Source organism: Arthrobacter sp. TJ-240, assembly GCF_058269195.1.
This window is the reverse complement of sequence record NZ_JBZCNG010000003.1, coordinates 373,219-398,656: the sequence shown is the minus strand read 5'-3', so window position 1 is coordinate 398,656 and position 25,438 is coordinate 373,219. Positions and strand designations below refer to the sequence as shown.

20 protein-coding genes are annotated in these 25,438 nt (G+C 70.5%); 9 read left to right on the top strand and 11 right to left on the bottom strand.

What is annotated here, in order from left to right; genetic code table 11:
• Positions 1-2: 2 nt before the first annotated feature.
• A complete protein-coding gene (locus AC4D2C_RS10110; RefSeq protein WP_490914546.1) occupies positions 3-1,391 on the bottom strand; it encodes a septum formation family protein in 1,389 nt (462 codons plus the stop codon).
• A gap of 300 nt (positions 1,392-1,691) precedes the next feature.
• Here AC4D2C_RS10110 and AC4D2C_RS10105 point away from each other — a divergent pair, with 300 nt between their 5' ends.
• Positions 1,692-1,931: a DUF3073 domain-containing protein gene (locus tag AC4D2C_RS10105; RefSeq protein ID WP_490914545.1), complete on the top strand. Its 240-nt coding sequence runs from the start codon at positions 1,692-1,694 to the stop codon at positions 1,929-1,931.
• A 149-nt stretch (positions 1,932-2,080) separates the two neighbouring features.
• Here AC4D2C_RS10105 and AC4D2C_RS10100 read toward each other — a convergent pair whose 3' ends face one another.
• Both AC4D2C_RS10100 and AC4D2C_RS10095 read right to left on the bottom strand, forming a co-directional pair.
• Positions 2,081-3,244, bottom strand: coding sequence for an ROK family transcriptional regulator (locus AC4D2C_RS10100; protein WP_490914542.1), 1,164 nt, complete (start codon positions 3,242-3,244; stop codon positions 2,081-2,083).
• 84 nt (positions 3,245-3,328) lie between these two features.
• Entirely contained in the window at positions 3,329-4,387 is a 1,059-nt protein-coding gene (locus AC4D2C_RS10095; protein ID WP_490914541.1) for a LacI family DNA-binding transcriptional regulator, read from the bottom strand.
• 165 nt (positions 4,388-4,552) lie between these two features.
• Here AC4D2C_RS10095 and AC4D2C_RS10090 point away from each other — a divergent pair, with 165 nt between their 5' ends.
• From AC4D2C_RS10090 to AC4D2C_RS10075, 4 genes are read left to right on the top strand one after another with little or no spacing between them, the layout of a single operon-like run.
• Positions 4,553-5,854, top strand: a complete 1,302-nt coding sequence (locus tag AC4D2C_RS10090) for an ABC transporter substrate-binding protein (protein ID WP_490914539.1) — start codon at positions 4,553-4,555, stop codon at positions 5,852-5,854.
• Between the two features lie 8 nt (positions 5,855-5,862).
• Positions 5,863-6,810: a carbohydrate ABC transporter permease gene (locus tag AC4D2C_RS10085; RefSeq protein ID WP_490914537.1), complete on the top strand. Its 948-nt coding sequence runs from the start codon at positions 5,863-5,865 to the stop codon at positions 6,808-6,810.
• A complete protein-coding gene (locus AC4D2C_RS10080; protein ID WP_490914535.1) occupies positions 6,810-7,628 on the top strand; it encodes a carbohydrate ABC transporter permease in 819 nt (272 codons plus the stop codon). The genes AC4D2C_RS10085 and AC4D2C_RS10080 overlap by 1 nt, the downstream gene beginning before the upstream one ends.
• A 2-nt stretch (positions 7,629-7,630) precedes the next feature.
• Complete coding sequence (locus tag AC4D2C_RS10075) at positions 7,631-9,967, top strand: beta-xylosidase/alpha-l-arabinosidase (RefSeq protein WP_490914534.1); 2,337 nt, start codon at positions 7,631-7,633, stop codon at positions 9,965-9,967.
• 229 nt (positions 9,968-10,196) lie between these two features.
• On the opposite strand, the gene AC4D2C_RS10070 is transcribed toward AC4D2C_RS10075, so the two are convergent.
• A complete protein-coding gene (locus tag AC4D2C_RS10070; protein WP_490914533.1) occupies positions 10,197-11,021 on the bottom strand; it encodes a DUF2382 domain-containing protein in 825 nt (274 codons plus the stop codon).
• A 321-nt stretch (positions 11,022-11,342) separates the two neighbouring features.
• Here AC4D2C_RS10070 and AC4D2C_RS10065 point away from each other — a divergent pair, with 321 nt between their 5' ends.
• Positions 11,343-11,960 (top strand): hypothetical protein, encoded by a 618-nt coding sequence (locus AC4D2C_RS10065; protein ID WP_490914531.1) that lies wholly within the window; start codon positions 11,343-11,345, stop codon positions 11,958-11,960.
• A gap of 135 nt (positions 11,961-12,095) precedes the next feature.
• On the opposite strand, the gene AC4D2C_RS10060 is transcribed toward AC4D2C_RS10065, so the two are convergent.
• The gene (locus AC4D2C_RS10060; protein ID WP_490914530.1) at positions 12,096-12,587 is read right to left on the bottom strand and encodes a MarR family winged helix-turn-helix transcriptional regulator; all 492 of its coding nucleotides are present in this window, start codon (positions 12,585-12,587) and stop codon (positions 12,096-12,098) included.
• A 102-nt stretch (positions 12,588-12,689) separates the two neighbouring features.
• On the opposite strand from AC4D2C_RS10060, the gene AC4D2C_RS10055 reads away from it, so the two are divergent.
• Entirely contained in the window at positions 12,690-13,592 is a 903-nt protein-coding gene (locus AC4D2C_RS10055) for an alcohol dehydrogenase catalytic domain-containing protein (RefSeq protein ID WP_490914529.1), read from the top strand.
• 104 nt (positions 13,593-13,696) lie between these two features.
• Here AC4D2C_RS10055 and AC4D2C_RS10050 read toward each other — a convergent pair whose 3' ends face one another.
• From AC4D2C_RS10050 to AC4D2C_RS10040, 3 genes are all read right to left on the bottom strand, one after another.
• Positions 13,697-15,229, bottom strand: coding sequence for an FGGY family carbohydrate kinase (locus AC4D2C_RS10050; protein WP_490914528.1), 1,533 nt, complete (start codon positions 15,227-15,229; stop codon positions 13,697-13,699).
• A gap of 3 nt (positions 15,230-15,232) precedes the next feature.
• A complete protein-coding gene (gene xylA, locus AC4D2C_RS10045) occupies positions 15,233-16,423 on the bottom strand; it encodes a xylose isomerase (protein WP_490914527.1) in 1,191 nt (396 codons plus the stop codon).
• A gap of 121 nt (positions 16,424-16,544) precedes the next feature.
• A complete protein-coding gene (locus AC4D2C_RS10040; RefSeq protein ID WP_490914525.1) occupies positions 16,545-17,582 on the bottom strand; it encodes a LacI family DNA-binding transcriptional regulator in 1,038 nt (345 codons plus the stop codon).
• A 179-nt stretch (positions 17,583-17,761) separates the two neighbouring features.
• On the opposite strand from AC4D2C_RS10040, the gene AC4D2C_RS10035 reads away from it, so the two are divergent.
• Together AC4D2C_RS10035 and AC4D2C_RS10030 are read left to right on the top strand one after the other, a co-directional pair.
• On the top strand, positions 17,762-18,907 hold the full coding sequence (locus tag AC4D2C_RS10035; protein ID WP_490914523.1) for an endo-1,4-beta-xylanase: 1,146 nt from the start codon (positions 17,762-17,764) through the stop codon (positions 18,905-18,907).
• Between the two features lie 161 nt (positions 18,908-19,068).
• Positions 19,069-22,104 carry an endo-1,4-beta-xylanase gene (locus AC4D2C_RS10030; protein ID WP_490914521.1) on the top strand — a complete coding sequence of 1,012 codons (3,036 nt, stop codon included), beginning with the start codon at positions 19,069-19,071 and terminating at the stop codon, positions 22,102-22,104.
• Between the two features lie 102 nt (positions 22,105-22,206).
• Here the strand turns inward: AC4D2C_RS10030 and purM are convergent, their stop codons facing one another.
• From purM to AC4D2C_RS10015, 3 genes are all read right to left on the bottom strand, one after another.
• Positions 22,207-23,319, bottom strand: coding sequence for a phosphoribosylformylglycinamidine cyclo-ligase (gene purM / locus AC4D2C_RS10025; RefSeq protein WP_490914519.1), 1,113 nt, complete (start codon positions 23,317-23,319; stop codon positions 22,207-22,209).
• Positions 23,316-24,875, bottom strand: a complete 1,560-nt coding sequence (gene purF / locus AC4D2C_RS10020; protein WP_490906778.1) for an amidophosphoribosyltransferase — start codon at positions 24,873-24,875, stop codon at positions 23,316-23,318. Before purF ends, purM begins: the two co-directional genes overlap by 4 nt.
• Positions 24,876-24,991: 116 nt before the next feature.
• Positions 24,992-25,429 (bottom strand): hypothetical protein, encoded by a 438-nt coding sequence (locus tag AC4D2C_RS10015; RefSeq protein ID WP_490914517.1) that lies wholly within the window; start codon positions 25,427-25,429, stop codon positions 24,992-24,994.
• Positions 25,430-25,438 lie beyond the last annotated feature (9 nt).

Here is a 25,438-nt window from a genome sequence, read left to right as displayed (position 1 = left end):
CGTCAGGGGGTGAACAGGCTCCGGCTCAGGGTGCCGCCGTCCTCGACGACGGCGAAGCAGTCCACGCGGCGGTCACCGTCGGACCACGTCTGCGTGGTCGGGACCGCATTGAGCAGGGTGACCCGGAGGCCCTCGGTGACGACCTCCGGGTCGATGTTCGACGAGGCGTCGGCGCATGCCGCTTCGGCGCGCAGGCCGAGCTGCTCCCGGCCCGGGAACGCGGCGTCGTCGGGGTAGTTCTCGCTCGCCACGAGCTGCGCGTTGTGGGGTTCGGAGCAGTCCACCCGGGCCGCGTCCTCGGTGATCTCCGTGAACTCCGCCAGGCATTCGCCGGCTGCGAGGGACGACGGATCGACGCGCTGCTCGTCGTCCGATCCGCCGAACAGGGATACGAGCAGCCAGACGAGGAGTCCGAGGAGTACGACGGCGCCGCCCATCACCAGGAGCAGCGGCAGGTTGCTGCTCCTGGCCCGGCTCCTGTCACGCCGGGGGGAATCCTGCGCGGCGCCGTGCTTCCCGTCGGCGGACGCCTCGGGGACCCACCCGGCCCGGGCGGGGATGGCGCCGCTCCCGGGCGAGTCGTCCGGCCCGGCGGTTCCCGTGTCCCCGGCGGTTCCTGCGGCCCCGGCGGTTCCTGCGGCCCCGGCGGTTCCCGCGGCCCCGGCGGTTCCCGTGCCCCCGGCAGTTCCTGCGGCCCCCGCAACGCCGCCGCCTCCGGCTGCTCCGGCGTCTCCTGCGCCGATGGAGGCCGGATCCGTCCCGGGGTACAGGCCCGGGTGCCCGAGGCCCGGCTCGCCGCCCTCGGGCGGGAAGGCATAGTGCCCGCCCATCGGGACCCCGGCGTCCTCGTGGGGCTCGTCGTCCCCGCCGTGCCCGGCGTCCGGGCGACGCCCGGTGCCCTGGGGCGAGACGGCGGAGGCCCCGTGGCTGCCGGTCCTGGGCTCGGTCCCAGGGATGTCAGCGGTGTCGCCGGCATCGCCGGTCGTGTCGCCGGTCGTGTCGTCGGTCGTGTCGCCGGCGGCGCCCCCGGCCGGGGCCGTGCCGTCCGGGGCTGCGCGCACGAGCGGGGCGTCCGCGGGCATCGGCCCGCCGACGAGCGTCCCGGTCTTCTCGGCCTCCGCGGCTATTGCGCGTGCCTCGGCGGCAGCCTCCTCGAGCGAGGCAGCCTCCGCGGCGTCGGTGCTGATGCGCACGGGTCCGAGGGCAGGCTCCTCCAGGTCGAGGGCTTCGGGTGGGACCGACAGCTCCGGATCGAGGGCATCGGCGGAGACGTCCCCGTCGTCGAGGACCACGTCGTCGGGATCGACCAGCGCCGGGCCGTCCTGCGCGTCCGTGCTGTCCGGCGCGCGACCGGTCCCGGGCTCCCTCGGTGCCTGCTCCTCGTTGCTCATGGTGGGCCGCTGTCTCCTTGCATTCCTGGTCGCTCGTCGCCGGGACGCTCCGGCGTGGCTCCGACTCTATCCAAGTTCGGCCCCGCAGGGACCCGGTGCAGGGCGGGCCCGTCAGGCGGGCAGGACACACCGCCGCCGCATCGGCCTGCGCACCGCCGATCCGAACCGGGCTCGGGCGACGGTGAAAGCATGTAATCTATACTTACGACAATTTGACCAAATACTCCGGGGCCTCGCTGCAGCCTTGGGCCTCGCGCCCCAGTGACCACCTCCGGATCGACGCACAAAGGGGGTCACGCCATGGGGCGCGGCCGTCAAAAGGCAAAAGCTACCAAGCAGGCACGGGATATGAAGTACTTCAGCCCGGCCACTGACTATTCGGCACTGCAGCGAGAGCTCACAGGCCCGGGTAGTCGTGCTTCCACCCGACGTACCGAATCCGTCGAGCCGGTTGAACCGGACTACTCGGCGTACGAGGACAAGTACGCCGACGAGGTCGAGGACGAAGGCGAGGAGAGCGGCTCGCGCCGCACCGGCTGACCCTCGATCCGCCGACCTTCCGTGCACCACGGCGCATCAGCCCAGCAGGGACGATGCGCCGTTTCGTGCGCCCGCAGACAGGCCCCTCATGGACGCAGCTGCATCGGACCCGACTCCACCTTCTCGTCGGAAGGGCGTCCTCCCGGAGGTCAGGACGGCGCTGAGAGCAAGGGCTGGAACGCCAGCTCCGCGGCCCCGATCAGCAGCAGCTCCGGGCCCAGCGCCGCGCGGCGCACCTCCACCCCGCCCGCGAGCGATGCCGCGTTGACAGTCCCGCTGAGCTGATCCCCGGGGAACCCGACGAGGGCTCCGAGGAATCCGCCGAGGACGATCAGCCGGGGGTCGAAGATATTGGTGAAGTCGACCAGGGCGACGGTGAGCAACTGCCTCTGGCGCTCGGCCTCGGCCCGGACCGCCGGCCCGGGGTCCTCCGAGAGCACCCGCTCGAGTGCCTCGATGCCGCCCCCGGCGTCCTCGCCGGCCGCATCGAGCAGCCGTTCCAGGCGTACCTCGGCGTCCAGGCACCCTGAGCGGCCGCAGTGGCACGCCGCCCCGCCCGGGCTGACGAGGGTGTGGCCGAGTTCCCCGCCGAAGCCCCGGCTGCCCACGAGCTGCGCTCCTCCGGTGACGATCCCACCGCCGATGCCGCTCGCACTGCCATTCAGGTACACCGAGTCCCCCACCCCGAGGGCCGCGCCGAAGATACTCTCGGCAAGGGACCCGAGCGAGGCGTCGTTCCCGGCGACCGCCGGGAGTCCGAGCGCCCGGCTGAACGGTCCGGTGAGGTCGGCGTCGCGCCACCCCAGGTGCGGCGCGACGAGCACGCGGCCCGTGCCCGCGTTGACGAGGCCGGGAAGCGCGATCCCGACGCCGAGCACCCGGTCGAGGGCGGCCAGCGCCGGCTGCAGGTCGGCCACGATGTCGCGGGTGAGGCCGACGGCGTCCTCGAGCGACGGGATGCCGCGGGTCTCGCGGCGGACACGATGGTGCACGCGTCCGCCGAGGCCCACGACGCCGACGGTCAGCGCATCGATGTCGGGATTGACCGCGAGCACGGCCACGTCGGGGTTCGCCTGCACGATGGGGCTCGGACGCCCCACCCGACCCGCGCCGGCCGGCTCGGACTCGCGCGCGAGGTTCTTCTCCACGAGGGCCTGCACGAGGGCGCCCACGGTGGAGCGGTTGAAGCCGCTGCGGCGGGTCAGCTCGGAGCGGGACAGCGGTCCGTCCCGGTGCACCATGGTGAGGATCTGGGACAGGTTCTGCGCGCGAAGGCCCTCGGTGCCGTTCGCCGTGCCGGGTGATGACCGCACAGCCCGGATCCTCCTTCGTCCTGCAGGAGCCTCCGTGCGCCTGGTCTGACTGCCATCGTATCGGGGCGGTGGGCGGCCCCGGGATCAGGCCCGCTGCCCGATCGGACCGTCCACCGTGAGGACGCCGTCCGACGGTGGGGACGTGCTCTGGCGCACCACGAGGCTCGTCGCGAGATCCAGCCGAAGGTTGTCGGGCCGCTCGCCGTCGCGCAGGCGCAGGACCATGCGCGTGGCCTCCTCCGCCATCTGGATGAGCGGCTGGTGGACGGTCGTCAGGGCGGGGCTCGACCACTGCGCCACGGGCAGGTCGTCGTATCCCACGATCGAGAGTTCCTCCGGGACGCGCAGGCCGATCTGGCGGGCGGCGTCGAGCACGCCCAGAGCCTGGAGGTCGCTGCCCGCGAAGATCGCGGTGGGCGGGTGGGGGCTGCGCAGGAGGGAGAACGCGTGGTGCCGGCCGCCGTCCACATGGAAGTTGCCGAACCTGATGAACGAGGGGTCGATCGGCAGGGATGCCATGTTCATGGCCGAGCGGTATCCGTCGATCCTCGCCAGGGAGCACATCATGTCCTCCGGCCCGCTGATCGCCGCGATGCGCGTGTGCCCCAGGTCGATCAGGTGCCGTGTGGCCATCATCCCGCCGGACCAGTTGGCCGACCCCACCGAGGGGACGTCGGGCGAGGGGTCGCCCGCAGGGTCGATGATCACGAAAGGGATGGACCGGGCGTCGAGCTTCGCGCGGAAGTCCAGGGGCAGTTCCGAGAACACGAGGACCACGCCGGCCGGCCGCCTCGACATGACGCCCTCGATCCACTCCGGCCCGGGGGCATGCCGCGAACCGGTCTCGGTGAGGACGACGCTCAGGCCATGGCTGCGGGCCACGTTCTCCACGCCCCGGATGAGTTCGAGGGCCCACGCGCTCTCCAGTTCGTGGAACACCAGTTCCACCAGGCCCGCCTTGGCCGTGGAGACCTTGCGCCGACGGTAGCCGTTCTCCTCGAGGAGCTCCTCAACTTTCGCCCGGGTTTTCGGCGACACGTCGGTGCGTCCGTTGAGCACCTTGGAGATGGTGGAGAGGGACACCCCTGCTTTCGCGGCGAGGTGGGCGAGGGTGACGCGCGGTTCGTCCGCCGGAATCGACATGAGCGATAGCTTACCCTCGCGTATTCGCGGGCCGCCGGATGCTGTTCATCGCAGAATGTGACCGTCTGCACACTCGGCCTTGCATTTGTCGAGGATCGCTACATACACTCATGCCACCACACTACTTTCGATCATATGATCGAAACTTTCGAGAGGCGTTCAACGATGAACAACCGAACCTGGATGTCCCGCTCCCTCGCGGGCACCGCGGTCCTGATGCTCGGCTTCACCCTCGCGGGGTGCGGTGGCGGCGGCGGCGACGCATCGAGCCGGCCCGAGAACGAACTGCACGTCGCGGTCTACGGAGACGCCAGCAACAAGGTCGAGCAGGCCATGGTCGAGAAGTTCAACGAGACCTCCGACGTCAAGGTCGTGCTCGACACGATCCCCGGCGCGGACTACCAGACCAAGCTGCAGACCATCATCGACACCGATTCCGCCCCGGACGTGTTCTTCAACTGGGGCGGTGGGAGCATCGCGAACTTCGTCAAGGCGGACCTGCTCCTGCCCCTCGACGACTTCATCGAGGAGGACCCCCAGCTCAAGGACGCCTTCCTCCCCTCGGTCTTCAACACGGCCGTGGTCGAGGACAAGAGCTACGGCATCCCGATGCGCGGTACCCAGCCCGTCATGCTGTTCAACAACTCCGAGGTCCTGCAGCAGGCCGGTATCGACGCTCCCCCCACCACATGGGACGAACTCCTGGAGGACGTCGAGAAGCTGAAGGCGGCGGGCGTCACGCCGATCGCGCTCGGTGGTGCGGACCAGTGGCCCACGCAGATGTGGTTCCAGTACGTGTTCGACCGCGTGGCCGGGCCGGAGCTGTTCCAGTCCGCGCTCGATGGCGACACCGAGGTCTGGGACTCCGAGGAGAGCCGCGAGGCGCTCGGCATGCTCCGCGAACTCATCGACGCCGGCGCCTTCGGCACCAACTTCGACTCGGTGAAGTTCACCGACGGCGGCTCACCGACCCTGCTCTCCAGCGGCAGGGCAGGCTTCGAGCTGATGGGCTCCTGGGCCTACGCGACGCACCTCGACGCGAACCCCGAGTTCGCCGAGAACGTCCTCGGCTACAGCGAGTTCCCCGCCATCGAGGGCGGCGAGGGCGATCCCGACAACCTCGCGGGCAACACCAACAACTTCTACTCGGTCCACAAGGACACCCGGTACCCCGAGGAGGCGGCGGAGTTCCTGAAGCTCATGTACTCCGACGAGTTCGTCCAGGAGCAGATCGCCATCGGCAACCTGCCCACCACCACCAACACCGAGCAGTTCCTCGACCAGGCCTCGAACCCGGAGTACGCCACGTACCAGTTCGACCTCGTCAAGGAAGCGCCGAACTTCCAGCTCTCCTGGGACCAGGCGTACCCGCCCGAGGCGACCGTCACCATCCACACGGCGGTGTCCCAGTTCTTCAGCGGCCAGATCGATGAAGACGGCTTCATCAAGGCCATGCAGGGTCTCTAGGACACTCCATGACAACGCTTGCAACCCGCAGGCCGGCAGCACCGGGCGGCTCCACATCGAGCCGCCCGGCCCGCTCGAGTGCCTCCAACGTGGGGCGTCCCGGGTTCGCCTGGGCCCTGCCCGCCACCATCTTCTTCGCCCTGTTCGCGCTCGTGCCCCTCATCGCCGTCGCCGTCCTGTCCTTCACCTCCTGGAGCGGGCTCGGTGACCCCGAGTTCGTGGGGCTCGAGAACTGGAGGACGCTGGCCGCCGACCCGGTGATGCTGAAGAGCCTGTGGCTCAGCCTGCTGTTCATCGTCCTCGGCGTCGTGACCCAGACGCCGCTCAGCATCCTGCTCGGCGTCTGGGCCGCGGGCAACCAGCGCAACCGGGCCGTGCTCAGCGCCATCTACTTCATCCCGCTGCTGCTCTCCTCGGCCGCCATCTCGGTGCTGTGGCGCGCGCTGCTGGATCCCAACTTCGGCATTCCCGGGCAGCTGCCCTGGCTCTTCGGTGACGGCAACCTGCTCGGAACTCAGAGCGGTGCCATCGGCGTGCTCATCTTCGTGGGGATGTGGCAGTTCACGCCCTTCCACACCCTCATCTACCAGGGTGCCGCCAAGGGCATCCCGACCGTGCTCTACCAGGCCGCGTCCATCGACGGCGCGGGCATGGTGCGGCAGTTCTTCTCCATCACCCTGCCGCAGCTGCGCAACACGGCGATCACCTCGATCATCCTGATGGTGGTCGGCGGCCTGACGACCTTCGAGACCGTGCTCATCCTGACCAACGGCGGGCCCGGGACCGACACCACCATCACCGCCTTCTACATGTACCAGGAGGCGTTCCAGAGCTTCGACTTCGGCGTCGGCAGTGCGATCGCCCTCGTGCTCGTGGTCGTCGCGACCCTGATCTCCCTCGTGGTCGTCAAGGTGTCCGGCTACGACAAGATGAACAGCTCGCTGGAAGGCCTGTGATGAAGACCCGCCCCAACTATTTCGCCGGCATCGGCTCGTTCGTCTGGCTGCTGATCGTCGCCATCCCGCTGTACGTGATGCTCTCGGGCACCTTCCAAACGCGGGAGGAGTTCGGCGACAACGGTCCGCTGTCCTTCCCCACCAGCTTCACGCTGCAGAACTACGCGGACGCGATCACGAGCGGTTTCGGCCGGTACTTCCTCAACACCGTGGTGGTCACCGTCGGCGTCGTCGCCATCGTCCTCCTGCTCGTCCCGCCGCTCAGCTACGCGATCGTGCGCAGCCGGAGCCGGGCGGCGTCGTTCGTGTTCCGCTTCTTCCTCCTGGGCCTCGCGATCCCCGCCCAGGCGGTGATCGTACCGGTCTTCTACCTGATCAACGCCGTGGGACTGTACGACAACCTGCTCGGCATCATCCTGCCCACTGCCGCGTTCGCGCTGCCGATCTGCACGCTGATCCTCAGCGGGACCATGCGCGACATCACGGGCGAGCTGTACGAGGCGATGGCCATGGACGGGGCCAGCCCCGCCCGGGCGTTCTTCCGCCTGGTGCTGCCCCTGTCGAAGGGCGGGATCTCCACGATCGCCGTGTTCTCCGCCCTGCAGGCCTGGAACGGGTTCCTGTTCCCGCTGATCCTCACCCAGTCCGAGAGCACCCGCGTGGTGACGCTCGGCCTCTTCAACTTCCAGACGCAGTACGGCATCAACATCCCGGGGCTGCTCGCCGCGGTCACACTCTCGATGGTGCCCGTCCTGCTCGTCTACCTGTTCGCGCGCCGCGCGCTTGTCCAGGGCCTCATGGGCGCTGGCGGAAAGTGACCATGACTGAGACAACACTGAACGACGCCCCGTGGCGGGACACCGCCGCCACACCCGAGGACCGGGTGGAGACCCTCATCCAGGCGATGACGCTGCGCGAGAAGGTCGCCCAGCTGGTCGGCGTGTGGGTCGGTGCCAACACCGAGGGCGGCGAGGTGGCCCCTCACCAGAACGAGATGAACGAGGCCGTGGACCTCGATGAACTCCTCCCGCACGGCCTCGGCCAGCTGACCCGGCCCTTCGGCACCGCCCCCGTGGAACCGGGACTCGGCGCCCTGTCGCTGCAGCGCACCCAGGAGCGCATCACGGCGGCGAACCGCTTCGGCATCCCGGCCCTCGTCCACGAGGAATGCCTCGCCGGGTTCGCGGCATGGAAGGCCACGGCCTACCCGGTGCCCCTCGCCTGGGGGGCCACCTTCAACCCGGACCTCGTACGGACCATGTCCTCGGCCATCGGCGCGGACCTCCGTTCCGTCGGCGTCCACCAGGGCCTCGCCCCCGTGCTCGACGTCGTCCGCGATGCCCGCTGGGGCAGGGTCGAGGAGACCATCGGGGAGGACCCCTACCTGATCGGGACCATCGCGACGGCTTACGTGCAGGGACTCGAGCGGGCCGGGATCGTCGCCACGCTCAAGCACTTCGTCGGGTACTCCGCGTCGAAGGCCGGCCGCAACCTCGCACCCGTCTCCATCGGCGAACGCGAGCGGGCGGATGTCCTCCTGCCGCCGTTCGAGATGGCGATCCGGGAATCCGGCGTCCGCTCCGTGATGCACGCCTACACGGACATCGACGGTGTGCCGACCGCGGCCGACGCCTCGCTCCTGACCTCGCTGCTCCGCGACACCTGGGGCTTCGACGGCACGGTGGTCGCCGACTACTTCGGCATCGCCTTCCTGAAGGAGCTCCACCGTGTCGCGGGGACCCTCGGTGAGGCCGCGGCCGCCGCGCTGACCGCCGGGGTCGACGTCGAGCTCCCCACCGTGCACACCTTCGGGGACCACCTCCTCGCCGAGATCGACGGTGGCACCATCGACGAGGCGCTCGTCGACCGGGCGCTGCGCCGCGTGCTGCGGCAGAAGCTGGACCTGGGGCTGCTCGACGCCGACTGGTCCGCCGTACCGCCCGCCCTTGCGGGTGGCGGGGTGCCCGTCGTCGACCTGGACCCGGCGGGCAACCGGGACATCGCCCGCCGGCTGGCCGAGCAGTCGATCGTCCTGGTGGGCAACTCGGGCATCCTCCCCCTGGCGGGGGCACCGCGCATCGCCCTGGTCGGGCCGAACGCCGATACCCACCGCGCATTCCTCGGCTGCTACTCGTTCCCGGCCCACGTCGGCGAGCAACACCCCGAGGTCGAATTGGGGCTGCGGATCCCCACCGTCGCGGACGCGCTCCGCGACGAGTTCCCCGGCAGCGAGATCACGACGGCGACCGGCTGCACCATCGATGGCCGCGCGACGACCGGCTTCGACGAGGCTCTCGCGGTCGCACGTGGTGCGGACGTCGTCGTCGCCGTCCTCGGGGACAGGGCCGGCCTCTTCGGGCGGGGGACCAGCGGCGAGGGGTGCGACGCCGAATCGCTCGACCTGCCCGGTGTGCAGCAACAGCTCCTCGAGGGTCTGCTCGCCACCGGGAAGCCCGTCGTCGTGGTGCTGCTGACCGGGCGCCCGTATGCGCTCGGGGCCGCAGCGGGCGAGGCTGCGGCGATCGTGCAGGGCTTCTTCCCCGGGGAGGAGGGGGCCGGCGCCGTCGCCGGGGTGCTCAGCGGGCGCATCAACCCGGAGGGGCGGCTGCCCGTCAGCATCCCGGGGTCGCCGGGCGCCCAGCCGTCCACCTACCTGGCGGCGCCCCTGGCGCAGTCCAGCGGAGTGTCCAACATCGACCCGACGGCCGCGTTCCCCTTCGGCCACGGCCTCGGCTACACGCACTTCACGTGGAGCGACGTGGCGTCGACGGCGGACTCCATCGCGATCGACGGCGAGGTCGGCCTCGCGGTCACCGTGACGAATGCGGGGGAGCGCCACGGCGTCGAGGTGGTGCAGCTGTACCTGCACGATCCTGTGGCCTCGGTGGTGCGCCCCGTACAGCGGCTGGTCGGCTACGCGCGGGTACCGCTCGCGGCCGGTTCCTCGGCGCGTGTCGCGTTCACCGTGCCCGCCGACGTCGCGTCCTTCACCGGACGGGACGGGGGGCGGATCGTCGAGCCGGGTGCCCTCGAGCTGCGCCTCGGGGCGTCGAGCGGCGACATCCGGTCCGCCGTGCCGCTCGACCTGACCGGAAGTGTCCGGCGGGTCGATCACACCCGGCGGCTGCACTGCGACGTGCAGGTCACGGCCCTCTGACGGCTCTCCGACGCTGCCTCCGGCAACGCCGGGCGCACGGCCACCCTACGCAGCGGCCCGCTCCTTCGAGGAGCGGGCCGCTGCGCGTCCATCCGCCCCGCTGCCGGGCAAGGGCGCGTGGGCCGCTGCGCAGACGAGGACCACGCACCGCAGGGCGCGCCGTGATCGGCGCGCCCTGCGGTCGAGCTGTTCCGGTCGGCCCTCGGGCCGGCGGCAGGCCAGCGAAGGGTCAGCGGCGGGTGCCGTCGCCTTCGGTCTCGATGCGCTCTTCACGCACCTGCTCGTTGACGGTCTGCTGCTCGGTGACCGTCTCCTTGTCGAGGCGCACGCGCTCGACGGGGACGGCTTCCTTCTCGACGACCGGGCGCTCCTCGGTCAGGACCACCTCGTGCTCCTCCTCGCTGATGGCGGGGCCGTCGTACGCGTCGCCGCGGTTGGCCTCCGTGATGGGCTCGCGCTCCACGCGGACCTCCTCGTGGCTCACGGGGACCGTCTGGCTGACGTTCTCCGTCACCACGTGCTTGCGGAGGCGTGCCCTGCCGGCCTCGTGCGTCTCCTTGCCGACGTGGACCTCCTCCTTGGAGCGCGTCATGGCGTCATCGGTCGTCGGGCCGGACGTGTCGTGTCCGACGACCCCGCGGCTGTCCGAGCGGTCCACCCGCTCGTCGCCTGGCTGGAAGCCGGGGGCCTCGCGCCCCTGGTCGGACGTGGTGGTCGTCGTGGTCGCCGTCGTGCCGGAACCGATGCTGTAGTGCCGGTAGAGGCGTTCCTCCTCCTCCGGGCTCAGGTGGCCGTCGCGCTCGACGGACGGGGCATCCTTCACGAGGTCCTTGGTGTACGGGACGCGGAGATCGTTGCCGTCGGCGGAAGCGTCCTGCAGCGGCACGAAGGTCTCCTTGGTGCCGAAGAGCCCCGTGTTGACGGTCACCCAGCTGGGCTGCCCGGTGCTGTCGTCGACGTACAGTTCGCCGATCGAGCCGAGCTTGTCGCCGTCGTTCGTGTAGACCGTGCCCTTGCCGGTGGTCAGGCGATCGAGATCGTGCGAGGTGATCATGTAGCGCTCCTAGCATCTGCCATCGTGAACATGCAGCGGGGACTGCACTCCGCCTCACTGTAGGCAAGCGACAAAGAGATAACAAGGGCACTTACTAATCCCGCGGCCATGGCCGGCGCTGCACCGGCGACACGCAGACGCACCAAGCGTGGCCCCTGTGCGGGGGCGCTCCCTCGTCCGGCAGGTTCTTGCACCCCGGGCAAAAGAAAGCGGTTGCGCCGACGGTTCCGCCCCGGTCACGGTAGTAAGCAGACTGATGATCAGCGGCCGCCAGCATCCGTCGCGGCCGGCGCGGTCATCCACCACTGGAGGAGCAGCATCATGGCATCAGAGAACACATCCGGAGCGAGCACCCCGAAGAGCAGGCGCAACGACGTCGTCGCCGCGGAGAAGGAGCAGTTCGGCGGCATCAAGTTCGGGTCGGCGTTCTTCGGCTGGCTGACGGCCATCGGGCTGACCGTCATCCTCAGTGCCCTGGCGACGGCGATCGGCGTCGGCATCGGGGCGTCGACCTCGGGCAGCGCCAACGAGGCCGCGAACCAGGCCACGGAGAACGCGGAAACCATCGGGATCGTCAGCGGGATGGTCCTCGCCGTCATCCTGTTCGTCGCCTACTACTGCGGCGGGTACGTCGCCGGCCGCATGGCGCGGTTCGACGGCGCGAAGCAGGGTGTCGCCGTCTGGCTCTGGGGCATCATCATCGCCATCGTCCTCGCGATCCTCGCGGCTGTGGCCGGCGACCAGTTCAACGTGCTCTCCAACCTCAACGGCGCCCCGAGCATCCCCGTCGACGGCAGTGCCCTCACCGCGAGCGGCCTGATCGCCCTGGCGATCGCGATCCTCGTCCCGCTGGTCGGCGCTGTCCTCGGAGGCAAGGCCGGCATGCGCTTCCACCGCAGGGTGGACCAGGTGGGCACCAACCACCAGGCCGGTATCTGACCGATAGGCAGCACGCATGACGACGGAGGTGCCGCCCTGACGGGTGGTGCCTCCGTCGTCGTGGACGGACCTCGCGCTCGTCGTCCACGACGGTGGGGCAGGGCCTTCGAAGGCCGCCGCGGGGTGCGCGGCAGCCTACCGGGCCGATCGTGGAGGCAGGAGGGCTACACACTCTCCCCGGAGCGGTGTGAGGATCGCTTCGGCAACGTCCTCCAGCTGCTCGAGCTGCCGATCCCCGAGAAGTCCGAACACCCGGGCGCGGACTTCCGCGACGTATCCGGGCTCCACCTCAGCCAGGAGGCGCGCCCCCGATGGCGTCAGCCTCGCCAGGGTCTTCCGCGCGTCCGTGGTGTCCGCGCTCCGGGTCAGGAGGCTTCGTTTCTCCAGCCGGCCGACGATCCGCGACAGGTGCGAGGGAGTCACGCTGGCGGTGGCAGCAAGGCGGCTCATGTGGACCTCGCGGACCTCGCTGAGCGACAGACAGCGCAGTACCCCGTACTCGGCATGGCTGAGATCCGCGGACCGCTCCAGGTAGGTATCCAGTTCCGCCGGCAGCCACATCATGATGCCCACCAGCAATGACCAGGTCCGATCCTGCTGCGGCGAGAGGCGATCTGCTGTTGGCACGGAAACAGATTACCTTTCCTTGCCGCGGAAAGGAATTCAGGCTAGCGTCACTTTCCGCAGCAAGTATTCGCTGCGCCTCGTCCATCCGAAAGCAGAACAACCATGCGCGCTGCCCGCTTCCACTCCTACGGAGCCCCCGACGTCCTCGTCATCGAGGACGCGCCGGAACCCCATGCCGACAAGGGTTCGGTGCGGATCAGGGTGCGCGCCACGAGCGTGAACCCGATCGACGTTCTCCTGCGCGCCGGCCGTCTCGCGCCGTTCCTGCCGCTGCCGCTACCCGCCATCCCCGGTCGGGACGCCGTCGGTGTCGTCGACGAGGTCGGTCCGGGCGTGACGGACACGCAGGTGGGTGACGTGGTCTTCGGCCTGGGCGGGATCAGTGACACCACGGCAGAATTCGCGGTGCTCACCGCGTGGAGCCCTGTGCCCCGGGGGTGGACGACGGCACAGGCCGCCGCTGCCGGGCTCGCCTCCGCCACCGCTGCGGCCGTCATCGAAGCGTTCGGGGACCTGAAGGGCAGGACGTTGCTCGTCGAGGGTGCTTCAGGGGCCGTCGGGAGCGCCGCCGCGGCCTTCGCGCTCGCCGCCGGCGCCACGGTCATCGGTACGGGACGCGAGGGCAACCACCCGTACCTGGAGTCCCTCGGAGTCCTCGCCACGACCTACGGTCCGGGACTGGCCGGGCGCGTACAGGCGCTCGCGCCCGGTGGCGTGGACGCTGCCCTGCACTCGGCCCCGTCGGACTCGCTGCCGGACCTGGTGGACATCGTCGGTGACACGTCCCGGGTCGTCACCGTCATCGACGATCAGGGGGCTGCGCGCCTCGGCGTCAGGAAGGTCGACGCCCGCAACGACCCGGCCCTCCTGCGGTATGCCGCCGCGCTCGGGCAGGAGGGGCTGTACCTGCCCCGCGTCGACCACGAGCTCTCCGTGGCCGACATCGTCGAGGCGCACACCCTGGCCGAGAAAGGCAGTGGCAAGGTTGTCATCACACAGCCCTGACCCCCACCGCGTGGAGTGGCCGACAGCACCGCGGTGACGCCTGCACCCCGGGCCCCGCCGTTACGGCGTGGCCCGCGGGTCCGCACGTCACCGCGGAGGGTCGGTCAGGCCTCGGACGCCGTCCGGTCGGCGTCGGGGCCCTGGAACCGCAGGGATCCGATCGCCGTCCTGTACTGCCGGCGGATGACGGGACGGTGGTCGGCGGCACGGTCCTCCACCGTACCCACGACCCAGCGGGGCCTCGACCCGGTCAGGGCCCAGGCGGCCTGCACGGCGCCGCCCCGCGCCACATATTCGCCGGGCGCCGGGATGCGCACGGGCAGGTCGAACACCTGCGCCGCGACCGCCTGCACCGCGGGGTTCTGCGCGGCACCACCGATGAGCAGCAGGTGCCGCGGGAGGGTCCCGGTCGCGCGTACCGCGTCCAGGGCGTCGGCGAGCCCGCAGAGCATGCCCTCGATCGCCGCCCGCGCGAGGTTCTCCCGCGTGCCCGAGGCGATGCTGAGGTTGTGGAAGCTCGCCTTCGCCGTCGGCAGGTTGGGGGTGCGCTCTCCCTCGAAGTACGGGACGAGGACGACGCCGCCGGAACCCGGCTCGGCCGCCCGGGCCAGCTCGGCGAAGCCCTCGTGGTCGACGCCCAGCATGCCTGCCACGGATGAGAGGACACGGGCTGCGTTCAGGGTCGCCACGAGGGGGAGGAACAGCCCGCTCGCATCGGCGAACCCTGCCACGGCGCCGGACGTATCCGCGACCGCGTCGGCGGCCACGGCGAAGACCGTGCCGCTGGTGCCCAGGGACACGACCACGTCGCCCTCCTCGGCTCCGAGGCCCAGGGCCGCTCCCGCATTGTCCCCGGCGCCGGCACCGAGGACGATGCGGCGGTCCCCGGAAGGGAGGAAGGAGGCGTGCACGGTCCCGGCGACGGCGTCCGCGGAGAGCACGCGGGGGAGGACCACGGACTCCGCATCAGCTCCGGCGGCGTCGGCTTCGGCATCGGCGCCCCGCGCCTCATGGGCAGGGCGGCCGAGCATCCGCTCGAACAGGTCGAGGTCGTACCCGTCCGCCGCAGGGCTCCAGTAGCCCGTACCGCTCGCATCCGATCGGTCGGTGACCAGTTCCTCGAGGACCGGCCCGAGGGGTGATCCACCCTCCGGACCGAAGCCGCGCAGGCGCCAGGTCAGCCAGTCGTGCGGGAGTGCGACGGCGGCGACGGCCGGGACGACGTCGGGCTCGGCGTCGCGCACCCACCTCACCTTCGTGCCGGTGAAGGACGCCACGGGCGCCGATCCTGTCCGTGCCACGAGGGCGTCGATGCCGAACTCGGCGATCAGATCCCGTGCCGCCCCTGCCGACCGCGTGTCGTTCCACAGCAGCGCATCCCGGAGCACGCGGCCGTCGCGGCCCAGCAGCACCATGCCGTGCTGCTGGCCCGCGACGGCGAGGGCGTCGACGTCGTCCCCGAGTCCGTCAGCGGCGCGGATGGCGTCGAGCAATGCCCGCCACCAGGCCTCCGGGTCCACCTCCGTGCCCTCCGGGTGGGAGGCGCGGCCGCTGCGTACCTCGGCGCCGGTCAGGGTGTCGACGATGACGACCTTGCAGCTCTGCGTCGATGAGTCGACGCCCGTGACCAGGGCCATGGGTCAGCGGGCCCCGAGCAGGTGCTCGATGAAGAGCTGCTGCAGCTTCACGAAGCCGAAGCCCTTGCCGTTGAAGTACGCCTCGGTGTCGAAGTCCTCGTAGGAGGAGCGGTCCGCGCGCAGGGCCTCGTAACCCTCGCCCTTGTTGAGCGTGGGCTCGTTGATCTCGGACACACGTGACGCCTGGAGCGCCGCCTGGACCTCGGGGTCCGCGCGGAATGCGGCGGCACGCTCCTTGAGCAGGAGGTAGGTCTGCATGTTGGCCGATGCGGAGTCCCACACGCCGTCCATGTCCTCGGTGCGGCTCGGCTTGTAGTCGAAGTGGCGGGGGCCGTCGTAGGCCGGTCCGCCGTTGGGGCCGCCGTTCTCCAGCAGGTCCACGAGGGAGAAGGCGTTCTGGAGGTCACCGTGCCCGAACACGAGGTCCTGGTCGAACTTGATGCTGCGCTGGCCGTTGAGATCGATGTGGAACAGCTTGCCCTGGTAGAGGGCCTGCGCGATGCCGTGCGTGAAGTTCAGCCCGGCCATCTGCTCGTGCCCCGTCTCCGGGTTGATGCCGACCAGCTCGGGACGCTCGAGGGTCTCGATGAAGGCTAGGGCGTGCCCGAGCGTCGGCAGGAGGATGTCGCCGCGTGGTTCGTTGGGCTTGGGCTCGATCGCGAACCGGATGTCGTAGCCCTTGTCGGTGACGTAGTCGCCGAGCAGGTTGACGGCCTCGCGGTAGCGCTCGAGCGCACCGCGGATGTCCTTGGCGGCGTCGTACTCGCTGCCTTCACGCCCGCCCCACATGACGAACGTCTGCGCTCCGAGCTCGGCGGCGAGGTCGATGTTCTCCAGGACCTTGCGGAGGGCGAACCGGCGCACGCCGCGGTCGTTGCTCGTGAACCCGCCGTCCTTGAACACGGGATGGCTGAACAGGTTGGTGGTGACCATGGGTACCACCAGGCCGGTGGACTTCAGGGCGCCGGTGAGCCGGTCGATCTCGCGCTGGCGGTCGGCGGCCGAGCAGCCGAAGGGGAAGAGGTCGTTGTCGTGGAAGGTGAGGCCGTAGGCGCCGAGATCGCTCAGGCGGTTGACGGCCTCGACCACGTCGAGGGGTGCGCGGGTCGCGGAACCGAACTGGTCCTGGGCTTCCCAGCCCACCGTCCAGAGTCCGAAGGAGAATTTGTCATCGCGGGTGGGCTCGATCGTCATTGAGTGCTCCAGGGGGTGTGTGACCAATATGTTGCCGTTACAAACATATTAGGTTTGCGCGCAGAGTCAAGGGGGCGGCACCTGTTTGCGTTCCCGGCGCGAGGGGTGCACCACAGTCCGGTCAGGAGGCGAGAGCGCGGACGCTCGCGCGGGGGATGAGCTTCGTGGAGAGCTCGATGCGTGGACTCTCGACCGGCTCGCCGCGCATGAGCCGCACGAGAGTACGGGCTGCGAGCATCCCCATCTCGGACAGGGGCTGGCGCACCGTGGTCAGGGGCGGGGATGCCCAGGACGCCTCGGGCAGGTCGTCGAAGCCGATCACGCTGAGGTCATCGGGGATGCGGAGGCCCTGCTGGCGCGCTGCCTCGTACACGCCGAGAGCCATCTGGTCGCTCGCCGCGAAGATCGCGCTCGGGCGGTCCTCCCGGGCGAGCAGCTCCACCCCGGCGGCGAAGCCCGAGGCATAGTCGAAATCGCCGGGGACCACGAGTGCGGGGTCGAAGGGGAGGCCGGCGGCGTCGAGCCCTGCCCGGTAGCCGTCGAGGCGGGCACGGCTGCACCAGAGGCCCGGCCGTCCGGCGACGAAGCCGATGCGCCGATGGTTCTGCTCGACGAGGTGCTCGGTCGCCGTCACGGCGCCCGTCCAGTTCGTGGCGCCGATGGTGGGAACCTCGAGGTCCGGGACTCCCGCAGGATCGATGACGATCACGGGCAGGTTGAGGCGCTGGAGTTCCGCGTGCAGGAAGGAATCGAGATCGGTGGTGACGAGGATGGCGCCGTCGCTCGCCCTGTCGGCGAGCGTGTCCAGCCACTTGCGGGTCGAATCGGTGCCGCCGCGGCGATGGATGGCGGACACGACCACCGACAGGCCCTCCCCGTTGAGCGCCTCCTCGACGCCGCGGATGATCTCGACCGCCCAGGGGCTGTCGAGGTCGTTGAAGACGAGGTCCACGAGTCCCGACGGCGCGGGGGCCACCGCGCCACGGCGCCGATAGCCGTACTCGCGCAGCAGTGCCTCGACCCGCTCGCGCGTGGCGGGTGCGACGTCGGACCTGCCGTTGAGGACGCGCGACACCGTGGGGACCGAGACGCCGGCCGCGGAGGCGACGGCGGAGATCGTCACGGCCGGCCGGGTGTTGCCCTGCGCATTGTCCTGCACGTCGTCCTCCTCGGGGCACCGACGCTGCAGTCCTGCATCCCCGGAGCGAAATCGAAACGCCCCCTTGACCTCCGGGATGCGATGTTCCTAACCTACAGCAACGGTATTTCCGGAAACTTCCGGAAAACTTCCGACCGAAGCATCGGTCACCGCATTGCAGGTACCTCAAAGGAGAGCTCATGCAGATCCGTTCAACCCTCGCCGCCGCAGTCCTCGCGTCCGCCGTCATCCTGCCGGTGGCGGTCCCCGCCCACGCAGCCCAGCCCACCCGGGCTCCGGGCATCGAGAAGGCGAGCGACAAGAAGGACACCCTCCGCTGGGTGGCCCCGCGCGACCTCGAGATCGGCACGGCCGTCGCCGGGGGCGGGCACCACGAGACGCAGCCCTACCCCGACCCGTTCACCTTCGACCAGGAGTACCGGGAGCGGCTCGCAGCCGAGTTCAGCTCCGTCTCGCCGGAGAACCAGCTCAAGTGGGAGTTCGTCCACCCGGAGCAGGGCGTCTACCGGTTCGCCGAGATGGACGCCATCGTCGAGTTCGCACAGGAGAACAAGCAGGTGGTCCGCGGCCACACCCTGTTCTGGCACAGCCAGAACCCGGCCTGGCTCGAGGAGGGCGACTTCTCGAAGGACGAACTGCGCGCCATCCTCAAGGAGCACATCCAGACGGTCGTGGGCCGGTACGCGGGCAAGATCCAGCAGTGGGACGTCGCCAACGAGATCTTCAACGACAACGGCACGCTGCGCACCACGGACAACATCTGGATCCGCGAACTCGGCCCGGAGATCATCGCCGACGCGTTCCGCTGGGCGCACGAGGCGGATCCCAGGGCGAAGCTCTTCTTCAACGACTACGGGGTGGAGGGCATCAACGCCAAGAGCAACGCCTACCTGGAGCTCATCCCCCGGCTGCAGGCCCAGGGGGTCCCCGTGGACGGCTTCGCCATCCAGGGGCACCTGAGCACGCGCTACGGGTTCCCGGGTGATCTCCAGGCCAACCTCCAGCGCTTCGACGACCTCGGGCTCGAGACGGCGATCACCGAGATCGATGTCCGGATGGACGTGGCCGCGGGGACCGAGCCCACCGCCGCGCAGCTGGAGAAGCAGTCGAGCTACTACCAGCGGGCCCTCGAGGCCTGCGTCCTCGTCGAGGAGTGCAACTCCTTCACCATCTGGGGCTTCACCGACAAGTACTCGTGGGTGCCGGTGTTCTTCACGGGGGAGGGGGAGGCGACCGTCATGTGGGACGACTTCACCCGCAAGCCCGCCTACTACGCGCTGCAGGACACCCTCGAGCAGGCCACGCCCGGGCGCGGCCACCGCTGATCCGCGGGCACCTCTTCGTCACCGGCCGGCCCGGCCGCTCCACAGCAGGCACAGCAGCACCCACAGCACCACGCACAGCAGCACCCACCGACGGCCGCGGAATGTCCGCGGCCGTCGCCCGTGCCCTTCCCCGGGATCCGGGCGAGACATCAAGGAGAACCATGAGACGACGTTGTCTGATCGCAGGAGCCACGGCCTTCGGCCTGGTCGCCGGGGCGGGCGCCCTGGCGCTGCCCGCGGCGGGCGCCGAGGAGCCCGCCGTGCTCCTCAGCGAGGATTTCGAGGACGGCGCGTTCGGGCCGCTGGTCCCGAACGGCGGAGCCGCGCTGTCGGTCGTCGAGGCCGACGGTGACAAGGCGCTGCTGGTCACGGGCAGGACCAACGACTACGACGGCGTGAAGACGCCGGCCGATCTCCTGCAGGCCGGTGGAACCTACTCCTTCTCCGCGCAGGTAAAGCTCTCCGCCCCCGCCGGGACGACGACGTCGGCTCGCTTCGTCGTCGAACCCGCCTACAGCTGGGTGGGCAACACCACGGTGTCGGCCGACGCGTGGACCACGGTGAGCGGGACGTTCAACGCCCCCGCCGGTGCGGACCCGGCCACCCTGCGCGCCTACCTCGGGACCGGAGACCTCGGCGCACCCTACGACTACCTCGTGGACGACGTCGTGATCACCGGTACAGCCGGTCCCGGCGGTGGGACCTGGCAGCCCACGCCGGACCCGGCGTTCATCCCCGGCGGGGCGGCCAGCCCCACCACCACGCCCCTCGCCACGGCGCGCGGCACCGGGGACGCCGTCGCCCTCACCTTCGATGACGGCCCCAACCCGGGCGAGACCGCCGCGGTCCTCGACCTCCTGCGTGACAAGGACATCACCGCGACCTTCTGCATCATCGGGCAGAACGTCCAGGCGGACGGCGGCGCCGACCTCCTGCGGCGCATCGTCGCCGAGGGGCACACGCTGTGCAACCACGGCACGTCCTACGCGGACATGGGCTCGTGGACCCAGGCGCAGGTCGAGAACGACCTGAAGGAGAACCTGCGCATCATCCGTGCGGCCGCAGGCGATCCCGCACTCCAGGTGCCGTACTTCCGCGCACCGAACGGCAGCTGGGGCGCCACGGGCGAGGTGGCCGCCGCGCTCGGCATGCAGCCGCTGGGCCTCGGCAACGTCATCTTCGACTGGGACGGCAACGACCTCAGCGAGGCGAACCTGACCGCCAACCTCCGTGCGGCCTTCGCCCCCGGCGCGGTGGTCCTCGCCCACGACGGCGGCGGCGACCGCTCGAACACGGTCCGGGCCGTCACGACGGTGGTGAGCGAGAAGCTCGCCGAGGGCTGGACCTTCACGCTGCCGCAGGGCGGCGTCGTGGCTGCACCCGTGGAGGTCACCTCCGGCTTCGAGACCGGCACCGACGGCTGGACGGCACGGGGCGACGGCATCTCCGTCGCCACGAGCAGCGACGCCCGCACCGGCACCGGCAGCCTGCTCGTCACGAACCGCACCCAGCCCTGGCACGGCGCGGCCCTCGACGTCACGGCGGGCCTGCCCGTCGGCACCGCCGTGCAGGTATCGGTGTGGGCGAAGCTCGCTCCGGGCCAGGCGCCGGCGTCGCTCAAGGTGTCCGTGCAGCGTGACAACGGCGGTGGAAGCGCATACGACGGGGTTGCCGGCGCCGGTGCCTCCGTCACCGCCGACGGCTGGGTCCGGCTGAAGGGCACCTACACGCTCGGTGCTGCCGCGGACAAGGCGCAGGTCTACGTCGAGGGCCCGGTGGGAGTGGACTTCCTGCTGGACGACTTCAGCCTCGCCCCGGTCACCGGGAAGCCCATCCAGACCGACGTCCCCGGGCTGAAGGACGTGCTCGGCGCGGACGGGATCGAGCACGTCGGCGTGGCGATCGATGCCCGGGAGACCGTGGGAACGGCCGCGGACCTCGTGCGGAAGCACTTCAACGCCTTCACCCCCGAGAACGCGGGCAAGCCGGAGAGCGTCCAGCCGGTCGAGGGGCAGTTCGCCTTCACCCAGCTGGACCAGCTCCTGGACTTCGCGGACGCCAACGGCACCGAGGTCTACGGACACGTCCTCGCCTGGCACTCGCAGACCCCGGCGTGGTTCTTCAAGGACGGCGCCCGCGACCTCACCAACAGTCCGGCCGACCAGGCGCTCCTGAAGGCACGCATGGAAGCGCACATCAAGGGCATCGCGGACCACATCGACGCCCGCTACCCGGACGGCGACAGCCCCGTCTGGGCCTGGGACGTGGTGAACGAGGTCATCGCGGACGGCGACACGGCGAACCCGCACGACATGCGCGACAGCCGCTGGTTCCAGGTCCTCGGCGAGGGCTTCGTGGACGAGGCCTTCCGCCTGGCGGACCGCTACTTCCCCGACGCAGCACTGTTCATCAACGACTACAACACGGAGATGCCGGAGAAGCGGGCCGACTACCTCGACCTGATCCGCGCGCTCAAGGCCAGGGGAGTGCCGATCGACGGCGTGGGGCACCAGGCCCACGTGGACGTCGCCCGGCCGGTGCAGTGGCTCGAGGACTCCATCAGGGCCGTCGAGGCAGTGGACCCCGCTCTCCTGCAGGCCATCACGGAACTCGACGTCAACGCCTCCACGGAGAACCAGGGCGCCGATGTCAGCGGCGCTCCCGTGGACCCCTACAGCCCCGCCTTCGAGGACGACGCGGACGCGGCGGCGGAGGTCGGCTACTACTACCGCGACCTCTTCGCGATGCTGCGAGAGCACAACGCGTCCGTGGACTCGGTGACCTTCTGGGGGATCAGCAACGCCCGCACCTGGCTGCGGACCTGGCCCATGGCCCGTCCCTGGGAGCAGCCGCTGCCCTTCGACGACGACCTGCAGGTCACGCCGGCCTACTGGGGGATCGTGGATCCGGCCAGGCTGCCCGCCCGGCCCGCCGATGTGCTGCCGCCGCGGATCGCCGACCAGTCGGACGTCGCCGCCGTCTCCAGCGGAGCCAGCGGCGCGAAGGTGAAGTACACCCTGCCGTCGGCCATCGACACCCTCGACAGCGCGGTGACACCGACCTGCGATCCCGTGTCGGGCTCACGCTTCGTCATCGGCGTCACGACGGTCACGTGCACCGCCACGGACGAGGCGGGCAACACCCGCACCAGCTCGTTCGACGTCGTCGTGACCCGCAAGCAGCCCGGGAAGCCCTGACCGGTCCCGCCTGCGCGACGAAGCCCCTGTCCTCCTCCGAAGGCAGGGGCTTCGTCGTGCTGTCGGCCCGGCTGACCGGGGGGCGGTCAGTGAAGGTGCCGGTCAGGCGTAGGCGCCGACCAGCCGCACCGATCCGCCGTCGACGCCCTTGGCGCCCTGCACGTAGTCCGGGCCGTCGGTGCTGCCGCCGCTCGCGGAGCGGACGCCGCCCATGACCCAGGACGGCACGCCGGCGGCGTTCAGCTGGGCGAGGGCCGCATCGGCGCCGGACGCACCGACGACCGCGACCATGCCCACCCCGAGGTTGAGCGTGCGCTCCAGGTCCGGCAGCGGCACGCTGCCGAGCTGGGACACGAGCGTGAAGATGGGCGGGAGCTCCCAGGTGGACCGGTCCACCGTGGCCTCGAGTCCGCGGGGCAGCACGCGGGCCAGGTTCGCCGCAAGGCCGCCGCCGGTGACGTGGCTGAAGCCGTGCACCTGCGCCGCATCGTTGCGGGCGAGCGCGAGGCAGTCGGCGGCGTAGACGCGCGTGGGCTCGAGGAGTTCCTCGCCGAGAGTCCTCCCCAGCTCGGAGACCTGCCGGTCGAGCGCCCACCCGGCCTGGTTGATGACCCGGCGCACCAGGGAGTAGCCGTTGGAGTGGAGGCCCGAGGACGCCATGGCTATGACGACGTCGCCCTCGCGGACACGCTCCGGCCCGAGCACGCGGTCCGCCTCGACCACGCCGGTCGCGGCGCCCGCGACATCGTACTCGTGCTCACCGAGCAGGCCGGGGTGCTCCGCGGTCTCCCCGCCCACGAGGGCGGTGCCCGCGATCGAGCAGCCGGCCGCGATGCCGCGGACGATGTCCGCGATGCGCTCGGGGACCACCTTGCCGCAGGCGATGTAGTCCGTCATGAACAGCGGCTCCGCACCGACCACCACGATGTCGTCGACCACCATCCCCACGAGGTCGATACCGATGGTGTCGTGGATGTCCATGGCCTGGGCGATGGCGACCTTGGTGCCCACGCCGTCGGTGGACGTCGCGAGGAGCGGCCGCGTGTAGGTGAGGAGGCGGGAGACGTCGAAGAGCCCGGCGAAACCGCCCACCCCGCCGACGACCTGCTCGCCGTGGGTGGCACGGACGGCGTCCTTCATGAGCTCGACGGCGCGGTCACCTGCCTCGACGTCCACTCCTGCGCTGGCATACGTGATGGGTCCGGACACGCTCATACCCGCTCTTTCTTGTCTTCGTCGGTCAGGACGGCTTCGAACTCGGCGTCCGGCCCGGGGTCGCATCCCGTGGCTCCGGCCTTGTCGGCGGGGTCGAGCCGCTCGAGCAGGTTCTTGCCCAGTCGGTCGTCGTCGGGCAGCGGGATGGGGTAGGTGCCGGTGAAGCACGCCGTGCACAGGCGCTCGCGCGGCTGCTGCGTGGCGTCGATCATGCCGTCCTCCGAGATGTACGCGAGGCTGTCGGCGCCGATGGACGCGCTGATCTCGTCGATAGCCGCACCGTTGGCGATCAGCTCGGCGCGGGACGCGAAGTCGATGCCGTAGAAGCACGGCCAGCGGACGGGCGGCGAGGAGATCTTGACGTGGACCTCCGCAGCCCCCGCTTCCCGCAGCATGCGGACGACGGCGCGCTGCGTGTTGCCGCGGACGATGGAGTCGTCCACCACGATGATGCGTTTGCCGCGGATGACGGACTCGAGGGCGTTGAGCTTCAGGCGGATGCCGAGCTGGCGGAGCGTCTGGCTGGGCTGGATGAACGTGCGGCCCACGTAGGCGTTCTTCACGAAGCCGTGGGCGAAGGGGATGCCTGACTCCTCGGCGAAGCCGACGGCTGCCGGGGTGCCGGACTCGGGGACCGGGATCACGATGTCCGCGACGGCGGAGTTCTCGCGGGCCAGCTGCCGGCCCATCTCGACGCGGGACTCGTAGACCGAGCGGCCGGCGATCGCGGCGTCGGGCCGGGCCAGGTAGACGTACTCGAAGACGCAGCCGGCGGCGGTCGGGGAGGCGAAGCGGCTGCTGCGCACGCCGTCCTCGTCGATGGCGATGAACTCGCCGGGCTCGATCTCGCGGATGAAGCTCGCGCCCACGGTGGCCAGTGCCGCCTGCTCGGAGGCGACCACCCACCCGCGCTCGAGGCGGCCGAGGACGAGGGGGCGGACGCCGTAGGCGTCACGCGCCGCGTACAGGGTCCCCTCGTCCATGAAGACGAAGCAGAACGCGCCGCGGATGCTCGGCAGCAGCTCGAGGGCGGTCTGCTCGAGGGAGCGGTCGTCGTCGCCGTCCAGGAGCGCGGTGACGAGGGCCGTGTCGGTGGTGTTGCCCTGCGCCATCTCACCGGCACGGGGCTTGCCCTGGCGGGCGAGGACCATCTGGTAGAGCTCGGCCGAATTGGTGAGGTTGCCGTTGTGGGCCAGGGCGACGGTGCCGGCGGCGGTGGCACCGAGCGTGGGCTGCGCGTTGGCCCAGTGCGACGAGCCGGTGGTGGAGTAGCGGCAGTGGCCGACGGCGATGTGTCCGGTCAGCGTGTTCAGCGTGGACTCGTCGAAGACCTGGGACACGAGGCCCATGTCCTTGTAGACATTGATCCGGCGACCGTCGCTCGTGGCGATCCCCGCCGATTCCTGGCCGCGGTGCTGCAGCGCGTAGAGGCCGTAGTAGGCGAGCTTCGCCACCTCCTCACCGGGGGCCCAGACACCGAAGACGCCGCAAGCGTCCTGTGGTCCTTTTTCGCCGGGGAGAAGATCGTGGGAGAGTTGTCCGTCACCGCGCACCATGCGGTCATTCTCTCACGGCGTGCGGGTGCCGTCGGCGCGGATCTGCTTTCCGCCGGGCCCATGCAGCCCTGCCGCCTCAGGCGCGACCCGCGACCCGCGGCCCCGGTGGTCCCCTGTCAGGCGGCGGCGTCGTCGTCGTACGTGCGCTCCGCACGGGCGCGCTCGGCGCGCCTGACGCTCCGGCGGTCGACGACGAGCACCAGCAGGGCCGCCAGCAGGAGCCCGGGCAGGGCGAAGGCCACGGTGAAGAAGCCGAGGATCGACTCGCGTGTGAGGGTGGGATCCTCCGGGCCGGTGTAGGCCACGACGAGCGCCGCGAGGAACCCGAGGAACGCGCCGAGCAGCATGAACGGGACGAACTTCGGTGCCCTCCGGATGGTCACCTCCCGGTAGGCGGGCTCTGCGGGAGGCTGTGCCTGGGTCTGTCCCTCGGCGGGTACGGCCCGGTCAGCGGGAGCGGGCTGACCGTCCGCCGGGACGGCGCCGCGCGTGTCGGGCTGCTCGGGCGTGCTGTTCGGCGGCTCGGGGGCGCTACTGGGCTGCTCGGAGGTCATGCTTCAAGG

Bases quoted from the DNA above. Each gene is read 5' to 3' on its own strand.
- AC4D2C_RS10070 (WP_490914533.1), bottom strand. From the start codon at position 11,021: ATGATCACCTCGCACGATCTCGATCGCCTGACCACCGGCAAGGGCACG.
- AC4D2C_RS10015 (WP_490914517.1), bottom strand. From the start codon at position 25,429: ATGACCTCCGAGCAGCCCAGTAGCGCCCCCGAGCCGCCGAACAGCACG.
- AC4D2C_RS10065 (WP_490914531.1), top strand. From the start codon at position 11,343: ATGGCATCAGAGAACACATCCGGAGCGAGCACCCCGAAGAGCAGGCGC.
- AC4D2C_RS10105 (WP_490914545.1), top strand. From the start codon at position 1,692: ATGGGGCGCGGCCGTCAAAAGGCAAAAGCTACCAAGCAGGCACGGGAT.
- xylA (WP_490914527.1), bottom strand. From the start codon at position 16,423: ATGACGATCGAGCCCACCCGCGATGACAAATTCTCCTTCGGACTCTGG.
- purM (WP_490914519.1), bottom strand. From the start codon at position 23,319: ATGAGCGTGTCCGGACCCATCACGTATGCCAGCGCAGGAGTGGACGTC.
- AC4D2C_RS10090 (WP_490914539.1), top strand. From the start codon at position 4,553: ATGAACAACCGAACCTGGATGTCCCGCTCCCTCGCGGGCACCGCGGTC.
- AC4D2C_RS10030 (WP_490914521.1), top strand. From the start codon at position 19,069: ATGAGACGACGTTGTCTGATCGCAGGAGCCACGGCCTTCGGCCTGGTC.
- AC4D2C_RS10085 (WP_490914537.1), top strand. From the start codon at position 5,863: ATGACAACGCTTGCAACCCGCAGGCCGGCAGCACCGGGCGGCTCCACA.
- AC4D2C_RS10110 (WP_490914546.1), bottom strand. From the start codon at position 1,391: ATGAGCAACGAGGAGCAGGCACCGAGGGAGCCCGGGACCGGTCGCGCG.
- AC4D2C_RS10075 (WP_490914534.1), top strand. From the start codon at position 7,631: ATGACTGAGACAACACTGAACGACGCCCCGTGGCGGGACACCGCCGCC.
- AC4D2C_RS10095 (WP_490914541.1), bottom strand. From the start codon at position 4,387: ATGTCGATTCCGGCGGACGAACCGCGCGTCACCCTCGCCCACCTCGCC.
- AC4D2C_RS10055 (WP_490914529.1), top strand. From the start codon at position 12,690: ATGCGCGCTGCCCGCTTCCACTCCTACGGAGCCCCCGACGTCCTCGTC.
- purF (WP_490906778.1), bottom strand. From the start codon at position 24,875: ATGGTGCGCGGTGACGGACAACTCTCCCACGATCTTCTCCCCGGCGAA.
- AC4D2C_RS10035 (WP_490914523.1), top strand. From the start codon at position 17,762: ATGCAGATCCGTTCAACCCTCGCCGCCGCAGTCCTCGCGTCCGCCGTC.
- AC4D2C_RS10050 (WP_490914528.1), bottom strand. From the start codon at position 15,229: ATGGCCCTGGTCACGGGCGTCGACTCATCGACGCAGAGCTGCAAGGTC.
- AC4D2C_RS10080 (WP_490914535.1), top strand. From the start codon at position 6,810: ATGAAGACCCGCCCCAACTATTTCGCCGGCATCGGCTCGTTCGTCTGG.